The sequence below is a fragment of the Fictibacillus enclensis genome, from assembly GCF_001457035.1.
GTDB lineage: Bacteria > Bacillota > Bacilli > Bacillales > Fictibacillaceae > Fictibacillus_C > Fictibacillus_C enclensis.
The window spans coordinates 876,035-893,951 of sequence record NZ_KQ758618.1 but is presented as its reverse complement, the minus strand read 5'-3'; the positions used below and the strand labels follow the sequence as shown (position 1 = coordinate 893,951).

Genomic DNA, 17,917 nt, shown 5'->3' with positions numbered 1-17,917 from the left:
AAAAACCCGGACATTCGTCCGGGCTGTTATTTACATTCATTTTAAATAATGCTGATGAGAGTCCCAACTGTGCCGTCACTTCCTAAGTTTTGAACCTGCTCTCGCAGGTGGGTGCCCTGTTCGGCAATTAATGCGTCCCCTGCAAGGAGGCGTGCACGCTTTGTCAAAACACCAGCTCCCGATTAAAAAGTGTTGGCTCAAAACATTCGGTATTAACGAACACATCAGGACTCTTATTGGAATAAATCATATCACATCCAATAGGGTAAGACAAGAGACTACACCCTCATTATTTAAATTTTCTAACAGTGTCAACTTCTTTCCTATGCCTTTTGTCCAGCTTCTTCACCAAGTTTTACAGCCAGGTGAAGTTCGTTTAATTGCTTCTCGCTGACGGTGGATGGAGCATTGGTCAAAAGGTCGCTGGCACTTGCTGTTTTCGGGAAAGCAATGGTGTCGCGCAGGTTGTTCCTACCGGCCAGAATCATGACGAGACGGTCCAATCCAAGTGCTATTCCCCCATGTGGAGGCGTTCCATATTCAAAGGCATCCATGAGGAAGCCAAACTCTTTTTTTGCAGCCTCTTCTGTAAATCCGAGGGTTTTGAACATTTTCTCCTGAATGTCTCTTTGATAGATACGTTGAGATCCTCCGCCAAGTTCATAACCGTTCAGCACCAAGTCATAGGCCTTCGCACGAACCTCTCCAGGATTGCTTTCAAGGAGCTCTAGATCTTCATCCTTCGGCATCGTAAATGGATGGTGAAGAGCGACATAGCGGTCTGCATCTTCGTCAAATTCAACAAGCGGGAAGTCTACCACCCAAAGGAAATTCAACTGGCTTTCATCAATCAGGTTCAAGTCCTTACCGAGTTTTAAGCGAAGTGCTCCAAGAGAATCGGCCACTACTTGCTTGCTGTCAGCCACAAACAGGAACAGGTCCCCGGCTTCTCCTTCAAGAGCCTGAATCAATCCCTGCTGTTCTTCTTCATTGAAGAACTTGGCGATCGGGCCTTTCAGCTCGTTTTCCTCCAGCTTCAGCCACGCAAGGCCCTTGGCTCCATACCGCTTGACGAAATCGGTGAGAACATCAATATCCTTACGAGAATAGTTTGCTGCTTGGCCCTTTACATTCAGCGCCTTAACTTCTCCGCCGCCTTCCACTGTTGAAGCGAAAACTTTAAAACCGCATGATTTTACGAGCTCGGAAACGTTAAGCAGCTCCATTCCAAAACGAGTGTCAGGTTTGTCTGATCCATAGCGGTCCATCGCTTCTGCATAAGTTAAACGAGGAAGCGGCGTTTGAACCGAAAAGCTGCGGACTTCCTGAGCAAGCTGTACCATCAATTCTTCCATCATAGCCATAAGTTTTTCCTGACCGAGGAAAGATGTTTCAATGTCAATTTGAGTAAATTCAGGCTGACGGTCTGCGCGCAAATCCTCGTCACGGAAACAGCGGACAACCTGGAAGTAACGTTCAAATCCAGAAACCATCAAAAGCTGTTTAAACAGTTGCGGTGACTGAGGAAGAGCATAAAAGTGACCCGGATGCACACGGCTTGGCACAAGATAGTCACGTGCTCCTTCAGGTGTACTCTTTGTCAGCATCGGTGTTTCAATTTCCATAAACTCCTGAGCATCAAGAAAATCGCGAATCGTTTTTGTAATGCGATAGCGGAGTTTCATCGTATCCTGCATGGCCGGCCTTCTTAAATCAAGATAGCGGTATTTCAGGCGAACGTCTTCATTGATGTCATTGTCCTCTGAAATGGAGAATGGAGGCGTTTTGGCACTGTTAATGATTTGAAGTTCTTTTCCCAAAACTTCAATTTTGCCGGTTGGTACATTCTCGTTCACGGTTCCTTCCGAACGGGAAACAATAGTCCCCTTTACACTCAACACAAATTCGCTTCTTACTCTTTCAGCAATGTCGAGCGCTTCCTTGGACACCTCCGGGCTGAAGACTACCTGTACCTGACCCGAACGGTCGCGAAGATCAATGAAAATCAATCCTCCAAGATCTCTTCTCTTCTGCATCCATCCGTTAAGGATGACTTCCTCTCCGACATGCTGTTCATTCAATATTCCGCAATGATGCGTTCTTTCTGCCATGCTGAAACTCCTCCTCAAATTTGCTTCAAAATATATTGTGTTACTTCTTCAAGCTCAACTTCAGTTTGATTACCGGATTCCATCTCTTTCACGGAGATGACTCCATTGGCCAGTTCATCGTCACCCAGCACGGCAACAAACTTGGCGTTTGTCCGGTCTGCGGCTTTAAACTGGGCTTTCATTTTTTTATCCATATAGTCTTTGTCTGCTTTCAAGCCTGCTTTACGGAGTTGATACAGAATGGATGGTGCCTTCTCTTTTGCCGATTCTCCCATCGCGACCAGATAGCAGTCCAGTGAATCTTCAATGGGAAGTGTAACCCCTTCTGCATCAAGGGCCAGCAGCAAACGTTCAAGGCTCATCGCAAATCCGATTCCCGGTGTAGCCGGTCCGCCAATTTCTTCAGCCAATCCGTTGTATCGGCCGCCGCCGCTTAAGGTTGTAATCGCACCAAAGCCTTCTGCATCACTCATAATCTCAAAAGCGGTATGATTGTAATAATCCAATCCTCGAACAAGTGTCGGATCAATCACAAAATCAATACCCATCGCTGTCAGCGTCGACTTTACTGTTTCAAAGTAATTTCTTGATTCTTCATTCAGATAATCATGAATGGAAGGAGCCGTCTTCATCAGTTCGTGATCACGGTCCTTCTTACAGTCCAGAATCCTGAGGGGATTGGTTTGCAGACGGTTTTGGCAATCATGGCAAAACTCGCCGATACGTGGTTCAAAATGAGCGACGAGCGCATCTCTGTGCGCTTTCCTGCTCTCTTTATCACCCAATGTGTTCAGAACCAGACGCAGACGTTTTAACCCAAGTTCTTTATAAACATCCATGGCCAGCGCCATTACTTCTGCATCGATGGATGGATCGTCACTTCCCATGGCTTCGATTCCAAACTGAACGAACTGACGGTATCTACCTGCCTGGGGCCGCTCGTAGCGAAACATCGGCCCGATATAATATAGCTTGGTCGGCTGATGAGGGAGCCCAAACAGTTTGTTTTCCACATAGGATCTCACTGCGCTTGCCGTTCCCTCCGGCCGAAGTGTAAGGCTTCTTTCTCCTCTGTCCGTAAAGGTATACATCTCTTTTTGGACAATATCCGTTGTGTCCCCGACACTTCTCAAAAAGAGTTCGGTATGTTCAAAGATTGGTGTCCGAATCTCCTTATAGTTATACCTGCTGCAAATCTCTCTTGCTTTGTTCTCTACATACTGCCATTTCTCAACGGTTCCCGGTAAAATATCCTGTGTTCCTCTTGGAATTTGATATCCCATCGCCCATCCTCCTTGTATCAGTCATCATTCATTTTCATTTGATTAGAAAAATAAAAAACTCCCGTCCCTATTATTATCGTGATAATAATAGGGACGGGAGTTACATACCCGCGGTGCCACCCTGGTTGAAGCATACGCTTCCGCTCAAATGCAAGTAACGCCTGCATGCGTCCAACTCTACTGGGGTATGGTTCATTTTCCGTTCGAATTGAAACCTCAGGAGTGTCTTTCACTAAATCATCATGCAGAAGTGCTCTCAGCCTGCGGCACTTCCTCTCTGGCCATGTGGGGTTTACCTACTTTTCTCCGTCACTGGTCATTTCATTGAATTGTTATTTATCTTACGCATCCTGAAGAACAATGTCAATATTTTTTTCCGAAATTTTTTCAAAAATGGCTATCGCCTCATCTTCTTGCGCAGGCTGATCACGCTGCGAAGCGGAACTCCAAATTCCTCGGCCAGTTCCATATTGCTTGATGAAGCTTCCTTTTGGATAAAATCATGAAATTCAATGCCCATCAGTTGATTCACAGGGGCATGTACATGTTCTCCTTTTTCTCCGTTGCGCATCCAAATCTTCCTTTCACCTTTTTTTTAGCTTTTCCAAAAGGTGAAGGTTTTATAAGTTTTATTCCATGCTGTCGAGGATCAGAGTGACAGGGCCGCTGTTCGTAAACGTCACGTCCATGATCGCCCCAAAAATGCCGGTTTCAACCGTAATGCCTTTTTCCTTGAGCATTCCGTTAAACGTCTCATACAGCGTTCTGGCCTGGTCAGGTTTGGCAGCATTCATAAAGTTGGGCCGCCTTCCCTTTTTGCAGTCACCGTACAAGGTAAATTGCGAAACGGATAAAATAGATCCCCCGACATCGAGCAACGAGAGATTCATTTTTTTCTGTTGATCTTCAAAAATCCGAAGATTGGCCGCTTTTTCAGCAAGAAATTCCGCATCCTTTTCTGTGTCTCCATGCGTTACTCCGACAAGGAGCAACAAGCCGTGGCCAATTTGGCCCACGACTTTTTCGTCTACGGTAACAGAAGCCTCTGTTACCCGCTGTAAAACTATTCGCATGTCGCTCTCCTTTGTTTCTTTATTGCATGACACGGCGTACCGCGTATATATCGGGAATTTGTTTGATCCGTTCGACTACCTTTTGCAGATGGTTCACATTCTGTATGGAAATGGACATACTGATCGTCGCCATCTTGTTTCTGTCGGATCTTCCCGAAACAGCAGTAATATTGGTTTTTGTTTCGCCTACAGCATGAAGGACCTCGTTCAGTAGACCCCGGCGGTCAAACCCGTTGATTTCAATATCCACATTATAGTTTTTCGGTTTTTCAATGCTGCCTTCCCATTCTACTGGCAGCAGTCTGACCTGAGCATCTCCGGTCGTTACATTCACACAATCCATGCGATGTACGGAAACACCCCTGCCTTTTGTAATATAGCCTACAATTTCGTCCCCCGGCACAGGATTGCAGCATTTGGAAAGACGGATCAGAAGGTTGTCAATGCCTTTGACAACAATGCCTGAGTCGGTTTTCTTGGGTGCCGGCAGACTTTTGGATTCCGAAATCACATCAAGAAGCTGCTTGTTTTCCTGTTCCTGATCTTTTTTCCGGCGAAGCTTATCAGTCAGTCTTGTTGCAATTTGGGCTCCAGTTATGCCGTTGTATCCGACAGCGGCATACATATCTTCCTCGTTCGAAAAATTGTACTTTCTGATAACCGTTTGAATGTTTTCTTGTGTGAAAACATCTTTAAGGTCAAATCCGCGGCCAATAACTTCCTTCTCTATCAATTCCTTGCCTTTGGCTACGTTCTCCTCCCGGCGTTCCCGTTTGAAAAACTGCCGGATCTTATTTTTCGCGTGTGAGCTTTGCGTAATCTTGAGCCAGTCCTGACTTGGTCCGTAGGAATGCTTACTCGTCATGATCTCAATAATGTCGCCGGTCTTCAGCTTGTAATCAAGCGTCACCATTTTTCCGTTGACCTTCGCACCTATACACCGGTTTCCGATCTCTGTATGGATCCGGTAGGCAAAGTCCAGCGGCACGGAGCCTGCAGGAAGCTCAATTACATCCCCTTTTGGAGTAAAGACAAACACCATATCCGAGAAAAGATCCACTTTCAGTGATTCCATGAACTCTTCCGCATCTGCCACATCATTCTGCCACTCCAAAATTTCGCGGAACCAGGTTAACTTATTTTCAAACGTGTTAACCGGGGCTTTCTTGGAGCCTTCCTTGTATGCCCAGTGGGCGGCAATCCCGTATTCTGCCACACGATGCATTTCACTGGTACGGATTTGCACTTCAAGCGGATCGCCTTTTGGACCGATAACCGTTGTATGAAGAGATTGATACATATTGGCTTTTGGCATCGCAATATAATCTTTGAAACGCCCGGGCATAGGCTTCCATGCCGTATGGATGATACCCAAAGCTGCATAGCAGTCTTTGATGTTGTGTACAATTACCCTGACCGCAAGCAGATCGTAGATTTCATTAAACTGTTTGTTCTGCTTGACCATTTTTCTGTAAATGCTGTAGATGTGCTTTGGCCGTCCTGAAATGTCAGCTTTGATCTGCACTTCTGACAAACGGCTGTTGATCTCACTCATCACTTCTTCGACATATTGCTCACGTTCCGCTCTCTTTTGCTTCATCAGGTTTACAATCCTGTAGTACTGCTGTGGATTCAGATACCGCAATGAAACATCTTCAAGCTCCCACTTAATGGTAGAGATACCAAGCCTGTGGGCCAGGGGCGCAAAAATTTCAAGGGTTTCATTTGCTTTTTGAATCTGTTTCTCTTTTGGCATATGCTTCAATGTGCGCATATTGTGCAGGCGGTCTGCTAGTTTAATCAAAATACAGCGAATATCCTGGGCCATTGCTACGAACATTTTTCGGTGATTTTCGGCTTGCTGTTCTTCTTTTGACTTAAACTTGATTTTCTTCAGCTTGGTGACTCCATCAACAAGCATGGCTACTTCTTCATTAAACCGGTCGCTGATATCCTTCAGCGTTATAGGTGTATCTTCCACCACATCATGAAGAAAACCCGCAGCCACTGTGACTGGGTCCATTTGAAGATCGACCAGAATACCAGCCACTTCAACTGGATGCTGAATGTACGGCTCTCCCGATTTGCGGAATTGGCCTTCGTGTGCATCCTTTGCATATTCGTAAGCTTTTCGCAAGAATTCAATATCTTCCTGGGAAAGATAGCTTTCTGCATTTTTTAATACTTCTTCTATCGTCATGAAAATCACCTAACGTCAAAATTGTATAGTGCTTCTATTATCTTGAAAAAACGTGAAGCTGTAAAGTAAAAAACGAAAAATGTCGAATTTCCTTTATTTACAATTCTATATGAAAAAGAAAGAGTACTCCATTACAGAGAGCACCCTTTCTATCTTAATATTGCGTTAACGTAAAGATATCATAGCCAGATAGCTTTTCGCGTCCATCCAAATACGTAAGTTCGATCATGAATGCAATGCCGGCAACAACACCGCCAAGCTGCTCTACCAATTCAATAGTCGCACCAATTGTGCCACCTGTTGCCAGAAGGTCGTCCGTAATCAATACTCTTTGGCCGGGCTTAATGGCATCTTTGTGTATGGTAAGCACATCCTTGCCATATTCAAGTCCATAACTTACTTTTACCACTTCACGCGGTAATTTTCCATCTTTTCGAACCGGCACAAAGCCAAGCCCCAATTTATAAGCAACCGGGCAGCCAACAATAAAGCCCCTTGCTTCAGGACCCACAATGACATCAATATTTCGATCCTTTGCGTATTCTGCGATATCATCCACTGCTTTGGCATACACTTCGCCATCCTGCATCAGGGTTGTAATATCTTTGAATCGAATACCTTCAAGCGGAAAATCTTCCACCACGGATATATATTTTTTGTAGTCCATTTTCTTTTTTCCTCCTGTATCTATGCCTGATGGGTTTTCCTTGACTGATGGAAGCAGTTTTTCAATTCCTGATAGGAAGAATAGACGAGCTGGTTTTCAATTGCAGCCTGCTCCAGTTTATTCCTATATGTAGTTGAATGCTTCAAGTCTTTTTTCTCAGGCCGATCCTTGATCGTAATAACACCATTTTCTATTGTAACAAAGTCCAGCTCAAAAAACACTTTTGACATAAAAGGCACGGCTTCTTTTGACCATCCCTTGAGCCTGGCCAGCTCTTCCCCGTGTCGCGAGGCATCAAATAACTTCCGTTTAGTTAAAAATGCATAAAACCATCGGAACTGCTCTCTCGTCGGAACAGATGAAAAGAACTGGTCATTTTCCTGATGAAAAATAACATAGGTTCGTTCAGGCTCCGGATTGCTTTCAAGAAGATAAAAAAATTCTTCTCTTGTTTTTGGCACATCAAGAAAAACAACATATTTACCGGCAAAATTCATTTGATCCTTTTGTTGGGGATAAAGGTAAATCCTCTCCTGAAGCTCCGAAAAAGCCGGGTGTTTCATTGTCTCTTCTTCAAACGCAATAATCAGCACTTTGCTTTCAGGAAGAGAGAACAATTTTTTTTGTGCATCTCTTAATCCTCTGAGATCGAACAGCTGCCATTCCCTCACAGCAAGATCACTGAGCATCAGCTGCGGCTTTCGGTAACCGTTCCACTCATTAATGGACAGTTCTCCGACAGCTGATACCGGAGAATGATAGCTCAGCTCATCCATCAATTCACCTTTGTGAAATCCGATGGCATCAAGCTTATGCTTCCCATCTGAGAATTGGATTTTCAGGTGATTGGACTGGCTGCCAATCTTTTTAATTTCACTGATGTTCACATCGGGAATCAAGACCCGCGGTGTCGGATTATTGACCCCAAACGGCGCAAGCTTGTTCATCTGCTCGATCGTTTCAATGGTAACTTCATCCAGAGAACATTCAAGATCAATGGCCGTCACCGGTTTAAAATCTTCTTCTGTCAGCTGCTCCCGGCCCTGGCGGTTCAGTCGGCTTCTCAATTCGTCCAGATCACTTGCTGCAAGCGTCATACCAGCGGCCATTGGATGCCCTCCAAAATGAGGAAGGATATCCCGGCTCAGTGACAGATTCTCGAACATATCAAAGCCCTCAATGCTCCTTGCTGATCCTTTGGCCAGGCCTTTTTCTGAATCAATGCTTAGCACGATCGTCGGACGATAAAATTTCTCCACTAAACGTGAAGCCACGATGCCGATTACTCCCGGGTTCCAGCCTTCTTTAGCGATCACAAGAACCGCATTATCCTCCGGAGGGAAGTTCTGTTCCACTTCCTCAACAGCTTCTTTCGTAATTTCGGAAACGATCGACTGGCGGGTTTTGTTTAATTGATCGATTTCTGATGCGAGCATCTTTGCCGCTTCTTCGTCCTCTGTTGTAAAAAGCTCAACTGCAGGAACAGCGGAATCCAGCCGGCCGGCGGCATTTACCCTGGGCCCGATCGCAAAACCGACATGTTCTGCGTTTAAAACCGTATCCTTTAATCCGGCCACTTCAAGCAGCGCTCTTAATCCTTTTTTGGTGGTTCTCTCCAGTGCTTTAATACCTTCCCTGGCAATGATCCGGTTCTCGTCCACTAATGGCACCAGATCGGCAATTGTGCCAATACAGGCGATGTCAAGCAGGTGCAGCGGTGCTTCTCCAAGAAGTGCATGGGAAACCTTAAATGCCACGCCGACGCCTGCCAAACCTTTAAACGGGTATGGGCAGCCCGGTTTTTTAGGATTAACAATACTGTATGCACCCGGAAGAACAGGAGGCGGTTCATGATGATCCGTTACGATAAAATCAAGACCAATCTCTTTAGCGACCTGCGCTTCGTGAACAGCCGAAATTCCTGTATCCACTGTAATGACAAGGTTAAAACCTTGCTCCCTCGCCCATCTGAGGGCAGGCTCATTCGGTCCGTATCCTTCTGTAAAACGGTTGGGTATGTAAAATTCAAAATCGGCTCCCAAAGCCTTTAATGTATATACCATTACAGATGTGCTGCTGACACCATCCGCATCATAATCACCAAAGATCAAAATCTTTTCATTTTGCTCTATGGCCGTTTTAATCCTGTTTACTGTTTCATTCATTCCATCCAGCATGAATGGGTCATAAAATGCTTGCGGGCCGCTGTATAAAAAGCGCTCTGCACTTTCAACGGTCTCCATCCCTCTTGAAACCAGCAGCTTTGCCACCAGTTCCGGTATTTTTAATGCAGAAGATAAGGCAGAAGCCTGCTCTTCAGGAACGGGCAGGAGGTTCCAGCGCGTTCTTGCCTGTAACATGAAATCACCTCTTAACCTACTCATTATACAAAAGTGGTTAAGAGGTGACAATGAAATCTATAATGAAATTGTTTGTTTTATGCCTGGCTGTCTGCCGGCTTGAAGTTTCGTTTCTTTAATTGTTTGGCCTTCCAAACGAACCAGAGCTGTGAAGCGATACAGATGGAAGAATACATACCGAACATCAAACCGATAAATAGAGCGATCGAGAAGTTGCGGATGGATTCACTTCCAAAGATCCAAAGTGCCACCGCTGCCACCAATACGGTCAGTACTGTGTTGATAGAACGGGTAAGCGTCTGTTTGATGCTGTCGTGAACCACTCCGGCGAGAACGTCTTTGTTCTTGATTCTCGTCTTCTTCATGTTCTCCCTGATTCGGTCAAACGTAACGATGGTATCATTGATGGAATAACCGACAATGGTCAGTACTGCCGCAATAAACGTAAGGTCCACTTCCAAACGAAGGAAGCTGAATACCGCAATAATCATGAAGGCATCATGCAGCAACGCAATAATGGCAGCGAGGGCCATCAGGAACTCAAAGCGGAGGCCGACATAAATGATGATGCCCACCGAAGCGATCAACACGGAAATCAAGGCATTTCTGGCCAATTCACGGCCGACCACCGGAGATACCGTACTCACACTCGGTTCTGTTCCATATTTGTCTTTTATCGTTGTTTTAAACTTTGCAATTTCATCCTTTGATAAAACTTTGTTGTATGCAACGGACGCACGCTGGTTGTTTTGTCCTGCGAGCACCGGAATCTCTTCAGGCTTCAGCCCCACACTGTTCAGCGTGTCAGAAAGATCCTCTGCGTTTATGGACGTCTTCGCCTGGACTTCAGCCTTCGATCCGCTCTCATAATCAATGCCCAAGTTTAAGCCAAAGACCAAAAGAGATACAATCCCCAGCACGGTAATAATTGAAGAGAAAATAAAGAATATCTTACGGTGTTTGACAAAGTCGTAATTAAAGCTCACTGATTTCACTCTCCTTCACGCCGAAGTACCCTGGCTTTTTATCAAGCCATCTGCTTTTAACCAGCAGTCCAAGGAACACCCGGGAGCCGTACACGGCTGTGATAAAGCTGGCAAGCACTGAAATGATAAGTACCAATGCAAACCCTTTAACTGAACTTGTACCATAGGCAAATAACACTCCTGCGGCCAGGATTGTTGTGATGTTCGCATCAAAGATTGTGGTAAATGATCTGCGGTTTCCGGCTTTAAACGCACTCATCACCGACTTGCCGCTTCTTAGTTCTTCCTTGATCCGTTCATACGTGATAATGTTGGCATCTACAGCCATTCCAACTCCGAGGATCAGTGCTGCAATACCCGGCAGGGTCAGGACGCCATTCATCCAGTCAAAAATAAGCAGGATCAAGTAAATGTATATGCTTAAGGTAATTACGGCAACAAGACCAGGGATCCGGTAATAAAGGAGCATGAAAAGGAAAATGATAGCTACTCCAATAAAGCCCGCATAGATTGTATCATGCAGCGCCTGTTCCCCAAACTTCGCCCCCACAGAAGTGGAATATACTTCTTTCAATTTAACCGGAAGTGCTCCGGCATTTAAAATATCCGCTAAATTTTGCGCCTCTTCCTGTGTAAAGCGCCCTTCAATGACAACCTGTTTTTGGTCAAGAACGCTGTTTACAGAAGGAGCAGAAATGAATTTCGGGTCTTTTTTCCCGGCTTCCGCTTTATAGGAATCGCCTTTTTCATAATCGAGCCAGATGACCAGCTGATTTTGCCCAGGCCCCATATTCATCACTTTTTTTGTTACTTCACCAAACTTGTCTCCGTCTTTCAGCGTAAGCTGGACAATCGGCTGGTTTTGCTGGTTATATGTAACTTTTGAACCGCCGCCTTTAAGGTCGGAACCGTCGAGCAAAACTTTATCGTTTACATCGCGGAACGTCAGCTGTGCTTTCGTGGAAAGGAGCTTACGGGCATTGTTTTGATCCTTCACCCCTGCGAGCTGGACACGGATTCTGTCCTTACCCTCGATGGTGATATTTGGTTCTGATACACCGAGTACGTTCACCCTGCGATCCAATGCCTGTACAGCACTTTTTAACACATCATTATCAATCTTTTGGCCTTTTTTTGCCGGTTTTACCTGATAAAGAACCTCAAACCCGCCTTGCAGATCAAGACCCAGTTTAATGTTTTTCACGATTTGCGGTGTGGTGAAACCGATTAATACCGCAAAAGCGGCCAGGATTAATATAAACGTGGCAATCCTGTTCTTTTTTACCATTATCCCTTTCCTCCTTCATGCTGCTACACTGCTTTTCAAACAAAATGAAGCCATTATGTAAAATGAGTCCAACCTTCCCCATTATATCGACTGATGTTTTTTTCTGTCAATTTCATAAGGTGAACTTTGTAAAAACTTACACAATCCCTGTTTTTCCTGAAAAACTGCCCCACAGAAAAAAAAGAAACCATCACGATGCAATGGCCTCTTATTTTACATCCCTTTTATAGGCTTCAAGCGTCAGCCAATTCATAAAATCGGTCAACGATAAATTGAGAATCAAACCTACAAGAACGTGAAGCCTTACTTCCACTTTTTTCTTTTGCGCTTTTTGTATGACGCAATCCCAGATTTCTTCGCTTGTGACGCTCTCATAGCCAAGAAAGTGAAATTCTTCGGTTTTGCTTTTTAACGCGGGTTCTACCTGATCTTGTAACTCTTCAAACGACGTGGCATTCACCGTTTTTTCACCTCGTTTTTTCTCTTTTTTGAACGAAACTACTTGTCATGCTTTGTCCCTTTTCTCCATATAAATGGGTTACACAGATGCCAGACGGTCGATTTCATTTCTGAAAAGAAAGTAGGGCCCAAAAATGTCAAAACAAACACTCATCCAGGGAACTCTCCTTCTCATACTGGCGGGACTGATCACAAGGATCCTTGGTTTTATTAATCGCATTGTGGTGGCCCGGGTCATGGGCCAGGAAGGCGTTGGTTTGTATATGATGGCAGTGCCGACCATGCTGCTTGCCATTACATTAACACGCATGGGCCTTCCGGTTGCGATTTCCAAACTGGTTGCCGAAGCGGATGCAAAAGGAGACCGTAAGAAAATTAAAAAAGTGCTGATCGTCTCTCTTGCGATCACAGGGGTATTAAGCATTATCTTTACAACGGCCATGATGGTAGCCGCTCCTATATTATCTCACTATTTCTTTACAGACAAAAGAACCTTTTATCCATTAATTGCAATTGCACCCGTGGTTCCGATCATTGCCGTATCTTCTGTACTGAGAGGCTATTTTCAGGGGCTGCAAAACATGCGTCCTTCCGCCTATTCACAGGTGATTGAACAAATTGTGCGGATTACTCTTGTTGCACTTTTAACCAGCTTTTTTCTACCCTATGGTGTTGAATTTGCAGCGGCAGGAGCCATGATCTCCGTAATTATCGGAGAACTGGCTTCTCTCCTTTATATGTTTTCCATGTTTAAGTTGAAAAAAAACATGAAAGTGCGAAAAGGCTTTTTCAAACAGTTGAAAAGCGGGCATGATACGCTGAAAGAATTGCTTGGCATTGCCCTTCCTACAACCGGAAGCCAGCTGATCGGGTCGGTTTCTTACTTTTTTGAACCTATTGTGGTCGCACAAAGTCTCGCCTTCGCCGGAGTCAGTGCAATCGCAGCCACCAGGCAGTATGGGGAACTGGCCGGTTACGTTATTCCCTTGTTATTCTTGCCTACATTTATCACATTTTCGTTATCCGTTTCACTTGTTCCTGCGATCAGCGAAGCCAACGCCAATAAGAAGTATGGCCTGATTGAACATCGGCTGAATCAGGCTTTGCGACTTTCCATGCTATCCGGGGGCATAGCTGCTGTGGTGATGTACGTGTATGCTGTTCCCATTATGGATCTAATGTATGATTCACCGGCCTCGGCGAGCTATTTGAAGGTGATGACCCCACTGTTTTTCTTTCTTTACTTTCAAGGTCCCTTGCAGGCTGTGCTGCAGGCCATGAATTTGGCCCGAGCGGCGATGATGAACAGCCTCATTGGCTCTGTCGTCAAGCTTGCCGCCATCTTTGCACTTGCCACCCGGCCAGAGTTTGGGATTATGGGAGTCGCACTGGCCATTGTGCTAGGAATCGTTGTCGTTACGCTCCTTCATTTTGCAAGCGTCGCAAAAGCCATCAGCTATTCTATAAAAGCAAAGGATTTTATCTTTGGTTTAATGTCGATCCTGATCACTGGTTTTGGTTCCCACTTTATTTATACGTATATCTTTCCACAGTTTTCAAAAGTGCCTGGCATCCTTTTCAGTTTGTTACTTACCGGAATTCTCTACCTCACAACCCTGTTTTTCTTTCGGCTCATAAAAAGAGACGATCTCAGGCAGTTGCCCATTATTAAGCGATGGGTATAAAAGCAGCTTCCCAAAAGGGAGACTGCTTACTCGTCTTTTTGGTCCACATATAAGGTTCCGTTTTTATTGATTGTGCAAAGCGTAATTTTCTTTGTGTCCCTAAACCCCATTTTTCGCAATTCCTGACGCAGCCAGAGGGAGGTTTTATCCAATTTTTTCAAGTGATCTTCCTGAATTTTCCCATCCAGAATCACTGGAAATACCAAAGGAAGGTTACTGTAAGTAATTTCAGAATCACCTGTCTTCACGCTGTCCTCTTTTATAATCACTGAAAGTTTACCTGTAGATTCCAATATTCCGAACTCCACGTCTGTTACGTTTCTCACATTGTTTTCTCTCAGTTGGGTAAGCAAATCATCAAAATTATACCGTTGCTTTTTCATTTCAGATTCGTTTATGTGTCCGTTCTCAATAATGATTGAAGGCTTACCGTCCACTATTTCTCTCACTTTTTTGCTCTTCAAAGAAAGGAACGCAAGGAAAATTTGTATAAGAAACAGTACGAAGATTCCGATCAAATGTTTAAGCATCGGTACTTTGGGGTCTTCGATCGAGATAACGGCAAGCTCGGCGATCATGATGGACACGACAAAATCGAGAACTGACAATTTTCCGATTTCACGTTTTCCCATCAGGCGGAACACACCAATTAAAATAAAGTAGACGAAAATGGTCCTTAACACAATTGTATAATATTCCATTGCAGTCCCTCCCTTCTTTCAGTCAACCTTAGTTTGACCATGGCAGGGAGCGAACATGAGGCGTAGGTTTTGGTAATTGAAATAAATAATGGTCTTTTTTCCGGTTCTGTTTTTTGGGACAGTGAATATGGTTATAAGGAAGGCTTGTATGTAAAGGGGGACGAATCCAGGTGAATGCAAGGCATATGTTTTCGGCAATGATAAAAGGAGTTGCCGCCATATTGGTTGCCATTATTATAAGCAGTCTGATCCTTTCTCTTCTATTGCGCTTCACGTCTCTAACAGAGGTATCTTTGAAATGGGTAACCACCGGTCTTTCTTTTTTATCCCTGTTTATCGGTGGTTTTCTATCAGGAAAAAAAGGCAAAGAAAAAGGCATGATGCTCGGTATAGGCACCGCCCTTCTTTTTTCCTTATTCGTTTTTTTGGTTCAGTATCTGGGTTATCAAACCACGTTCACCTCCACCCAATACCTGTTTCACGGTATCTTTTTGCTGCTTTGTATGCTGGGAGCCATCATGGGTGTCAATGTCGGCAGTCATAAATAATGTTCAAATCGTAATAAAAGCAGAAACGCGGTAGCGCTTCTGCTTTTCATTATACTTCTCTTGATTCACGGATCGCATTGCGGTCAAACGTCAATGCGGAACCATCTTTGGACTTGATGACAACCGTGTTTTCTTCCAGCACTTCAATTGTGCCGTGAAGACCGCCGATCGTGACAACATGATCCCCTTTTTTCAGATCAGATTGCATAGTTCGCACAGCCTTTTGCCTTTTTTGCTGAGGTCTGATCAACAAAAAGTAGAAGATGACAAACATTAGCAAGATTGGTAATAAAGAACCTAAGCTACCCATTTATTTCACCCCTTTCAATTAGTTAAACCTTAAAAGTTTTTCGCATCCGGTTTATTAAAGCCATATTGTTCGAAAAATTCTTCACGGAAGTCAAGCAGCCTGTCTTCCCGGATCGCTTGCTTGACCTGCTCCATTAAGTTTACCAAAAAATAAAGGTTATGGTAACTCGTAAGGCGGAAACCAAACGTTTCATTGCTTTTGACCAGATGCCGGATGTACGCGCGCGAGTAATTTCGGCATGTATAGCAATCGCAATTTTCATCAAGCGGTCTGAAGTCTTTGGCATACTTTGCATTTCGGACAACCAGCCTTCCTTCACTGGTCATCAGTGTACCGTTCCTCGCGATGCGTGTTGGCAGTACACAGTCAAACATGTCAATCCCGCGGATGGCACCATCAATAAGGGAGTCAGGTGAACCTACACCCATCAGATATCTTGGTTTGTTACCTGGCAAATAAGGTGTGGTGAATTCCAGCACCCGGTTCATGACGTCTTTCGGTTCACCCACGGAAAGTCCCCCGACAGCATATCCTGGAAAGTCAAGGGATACCAGATCTTCTGCACTTTGACGGCGTAAATCTTCATATTCACCACCCTGTACAATTCCGAACAACCCCTGATCATGCGGCCTTTCATGGGCGTTCAGACACCGTTCGGCCCAGCGGCTTGTCCGCTCAACGGACGACTTCATATACTCGTACTCTGCCGGGTATGGTGGACATTCATCAAATGCCATCATGATATCCGAACCTAGAGCATTTTGAATCTCCATTGCACCTTCCGGGCTTAAAAACAGCTTTTCACCGTTCAAATGGTTTCTGAAATGAACGCCCTCTTCCGTAATTTTTCTTAAATCACTTAAACTGAAGACCTGAAACCCGCCTGAATCGGTCAAAATCGAACGGTCCCAATTCATAAATTTATGAAGACCACCTGCTTCTCGGACGATTTCATGACCCGGACGAAGCCACAGATGATACGTATTACTCAAAATAATGTTGGCCCCAAGGTCTTTCAACTCTTCCGGGCTCATTGTTTTTACAGTGGCCAGTGTCCCTACCGGCATAAATACCGGTGTTTCAAACACACCATGTGGCGTATGGACTTTACCGAGCCTCGCTCCCGATTGCTTGCACGTTTTGATTAATTCATACCGGACGGCTGCTGTCATGTTTGTTCTCTCCTTCTAGAATCAGCATAGCATCCCCAAAGCTGAAGAATCGATATCGTTCATTTACGGCTTCCTTGTAAGCTTTCAGGACATGTTCACGTCCGGCTAGCGCACTAATCAGCATGATCAGCGTGGACTTTGGCAAATGAAAATTCGTAATCATACCGTCAATCGCTTTAAACGTATAACCGGGATAAATAAAAATATCGGTCCAGCCGGAATCCTCACAAAATTCATCATGTTTACCTGCAACAGTTTCAAGTGTCCGGGTGGATGTAGTGCCAACTGATACAATCCGTCCGCCGTTCTTTTTCACATGGTTCAGCAGTTCAGCTGTACCTTTTGTGATCTGATAAAATTCGGCATGCATGTCATGCTCTTCAATATTTTCTGCCGATACCGGCCGGAATGTCCCAAGTCCCACATGGAGTGTAATAAAAGTGACATGAACACCTTTTTTCTTAATATCTTCAAGAAGAGATTCCGTAAAATGTAATCCCGCGGTCGGAGCCGCAGCAGAGCCCTGGTGCTTGGCATAAACGGTCTGATAACGGTCTCGCTCTTCCAGCTGTTCTTTAATGTAAGGTGGAAGAGGCATTTCACCCAACGCATCAAGAATTTCGTAAAAAATACCCTCGTATTCAAATTTAAAGGTTCGGCCACCCTGGTCTGTCTCCCCGGTGCATACGGCTTTCAGCAGACCATTCCCAAAGACAACCGTCGTTCCCGGTTTTACGCGTTTGGCTGGCTTCACGAGTGTCTCCCACGTGTCATCTCCTGTTTCTTTCAGCAGCAAGATCTCGATTTTGGCTTTTGTATCTTCCTTTTCACCCAAAAGCCTTGCCGGAAGAACTTTTGTGTCGTTCAACACCAGGCAGTCGCCCGGGTTTAAGTAATCGATAATATTTTTAAATGTATTGTGTTCTACCTTCCCGGTTGCCGGGTCAAGTACCATCAGCCTGGATGCTGTTCGGTCCTTTAACGGAGTTTGCGCAATCAGCTCTTCCGGAAGGTCAAAGTCAAACATATTAATATCCATTTTCTTCTCCTGTTTCTATTACTCGAAGGTCTTTT

General features: G+C 44.7%; 14 protein-coding genes, 1 other RNA gene, 1 pseudogene and 1 other annotated feature. Of the genes and pseudogenes, 2 read left to right on the top strand and 14 right to left on the bottom strand.

The window, feature by feature from the left end; all coding sequences use genetic code 11:
* Window positions 1–56: 56 nt before the first annotated feature.
* From ssrS to AS030_RS14810, 10 genes and pseudogenes are all read right to left on the bottom strand, one after another.
* Window positions 57–234, bottom strand: a non-coding RNA gene (gene ssrS, locus AS030_RS14855) — 6S RNA.
* A gap of 89 nt (window positions 235–323) precedes the next feature.
* Complete coding sequence (gene aspS, locus AS030_RS14850; protein ID WP_061972651.1) at window positions 324–2,111, bottom strand: aspartate--tRNA ligase; 1,788 nt, start codon at window positions 2,109–2,111, stop codon at window positions 324–326.
* A gap of 14 nt (window positions 2,112–2,125) precedes the next feature.
* Window positions 2,126–3,394 (bottom strand): histidine--tRNA ligase, encoded by a 1,269-nt coding sequence (hisS, locus tag AS030_RS14845; RefSeq protein ID WP_061972648.1) that lies wholly within the window; start codon window positions 3,392–3,394, stop codon window positions 2,126–2,128.
* An 86-nt stretch (window positions 3,395–3,480) separates the two neighbouring features.
* Window positions 3,481–3,716, bottom strand: a binding site (T-box leader).
* A 75-nt stretch (window positions 3,717–3,791) separates the two neighbouring features.
* Complete coding sequence (locus AS030_RS14840; protein ID WP_061972646.1) at window positions 3,792–3,965, bottom strand: hypothetical protein; 174 nt, start codon at window positions 3,963–3,965, stop codon at window positions 3,792–3,794.
* Between the two features lie 58 nt (window positions 3,966–4,023).
* Entirely contained in the window at window positions 4,024–4,467 is a 444-nt protein-coding gene (gene dtd, locus AS030_RS14835) for a D-aminoacyl-tRNA deacylase (RefSeq protein WP_061972643.1), read from the bottom strand.
* 19 nt (window positions 4,468–4,486) lie between these two features.
* Window positions 4,487–6,667 (bottom strand): RelA/SpoT family protein, encoded by a 2,181-nt coding sequence (locus tag AS030_RS14830; RefSeq protein WP_061972641.1) that lies wholly within the window; start codon window positions 6,665–6,667, stop codon window positions 4,487–4,489.
* A 154-nt stretch (window positions 6,668–6,821) separates the two neighbouring features.
* On the bottom strand, window positions 6,822–7,334 hold the full coding sequence (locus AS030_RS14825; protein WP_061972638.1) for an adenine phosphoribosyltransferase: 513 nt from the start codon (window positions 7,332–7,334) through the stop codon (window positions 6,822–6,824).
* A gap of 20 nt (window positions 7,335–7,354) precedes the next feature.
* Window positions 7,355–9,694 (bottom strand): single-stranded-DNA-specific exonuclease RecJ, encoded by a 2,340-nt coding sequence (recJ, locus tag AS030_RS14820; RefSeq protein ID WP_061972637.1) that lies wholly within the window; start codon window positions 9,692–9,694, stop codon window positions 7,355–7,357.
* A gap of 77 nt (window positions 9,695–9,771) precedes the next feature.
* Window positions 9,772–11,968, bottom strand: a pseudogene (secDF, locus tag AS030_RS14815) (protein translocase subunit SecDF).
* A gap of 208 nt (window positions 11,969–12,176) precedes the next feature.
* Window positions 12,177–12,428 (bottom strand): post-transcriptional regulator, encoded by a 252-nt coding sequence (locus AS030_RS14810; protein ID WP_061972636.1) that lies wholly within the window; start codon window positions 12,426–12,428, stop codon window positions 12,177–12,179.
* A gap of 133 nt (window positions 12,429–12,561) precedes the next feature.
* Between AS030_RS14810 and spoVB the strand changes: the two genes are divergently transcribed.
* On the top strand, window positions 12,562–14,112 hold the full coding sequence (gene spoVB, locus AS030_RS14805; protein ID WP_061972635.1) for a stage V sporulation protein B: 1,551 nt from the start codon (window positions 12,562–12,564) through the stop codon (window positions 14,110–14,112).
* A gap of 26 nt (window positions 14,113–14,138) precedes the next feature.
* Here spoVB and AS030_RS14800 read toward each other — a convergent pair whose 3' ends face one another.
* The gene (locus tag AS030_RS14800) at window positions 14,139–14,813 is read right to left on the bottom strand and encodes a DUF421 domain-containing protein (RefSeq protein WP_061972634.1); all 675 of its coding nucleotides are present in this window, start codon (window positions 14,811–14,813) and stop codon (window positions 14,139–14,141) included.
* Window positions 14,814–14,983: 170 nt separating this feature from the next.
* Between AS030_RS14800 and AS030_RS14795 the strand changes: the two genes are divergently transcribed.
* On the top strand, window positions 14,984–15,361 hold the full coding sequence (locus tag AS030_RS14795) for a TIGR04086 family membrane protein (protein ID WP_338082335.1): 378 nt from the start codon (window positions 14,984–14,986) through the stop codon (window positions 15,359–15,361).
* Window positions 15,362–15,410: 49 nt separating this feature from the next.
* On the opposite strand, the gene yajC is transcribed toward AS030_RS14795, so the two are convergent.
* The 3 genes from yajC to queA are packed head-to-tail and all read right to left on the bottom strand — an operon-like array spanning window position 15,411 to window position 17,882.
* Window positions 15,411–15,671, bottom strand: coding sequence for a preprotein translocase subunit YajC (yajC, locus tag AS030_RS14790; protein ID WP_061972633.1), 261 nt, complete (start codon window positions 15,669–15,671; stop codon window positions 15,411–15,413).
* Between the two features lie 29 nt (window positions 15,672–15,700).
* Window positions 15,701–16,843 carry a tRNA guanosine(34) transglycosylase Tgt gene (gene tgt / locus AS030_RS14785; protein WP_061972632.1) on the bottom strand — a complete coding sequence of 381 codons (1,143 nt, stop codon included), beginning with the start codon at window positions 16,841–16,843 and terminating at the stop codon, window positions 15,701–15,703.
* Complete coding sequence (gene queA / locus AS030_RS14780) at window positions 16,821–17,882, bottom strand: tRNA preQ1(34) S-adenosylmethionine ribosyltransferase-isomerase QueA (protein WP_061972631.1); 1,062 nt, start codon at window positions 17,880–17,882, stop codon at window positions 16,821–16,823. The genes tgt and queA overlap by 23 nt, the downstream gene beginning before the upstream one ends.
* Window positions 17,883–17,917 lie beyond the last annotated feature (35 nt).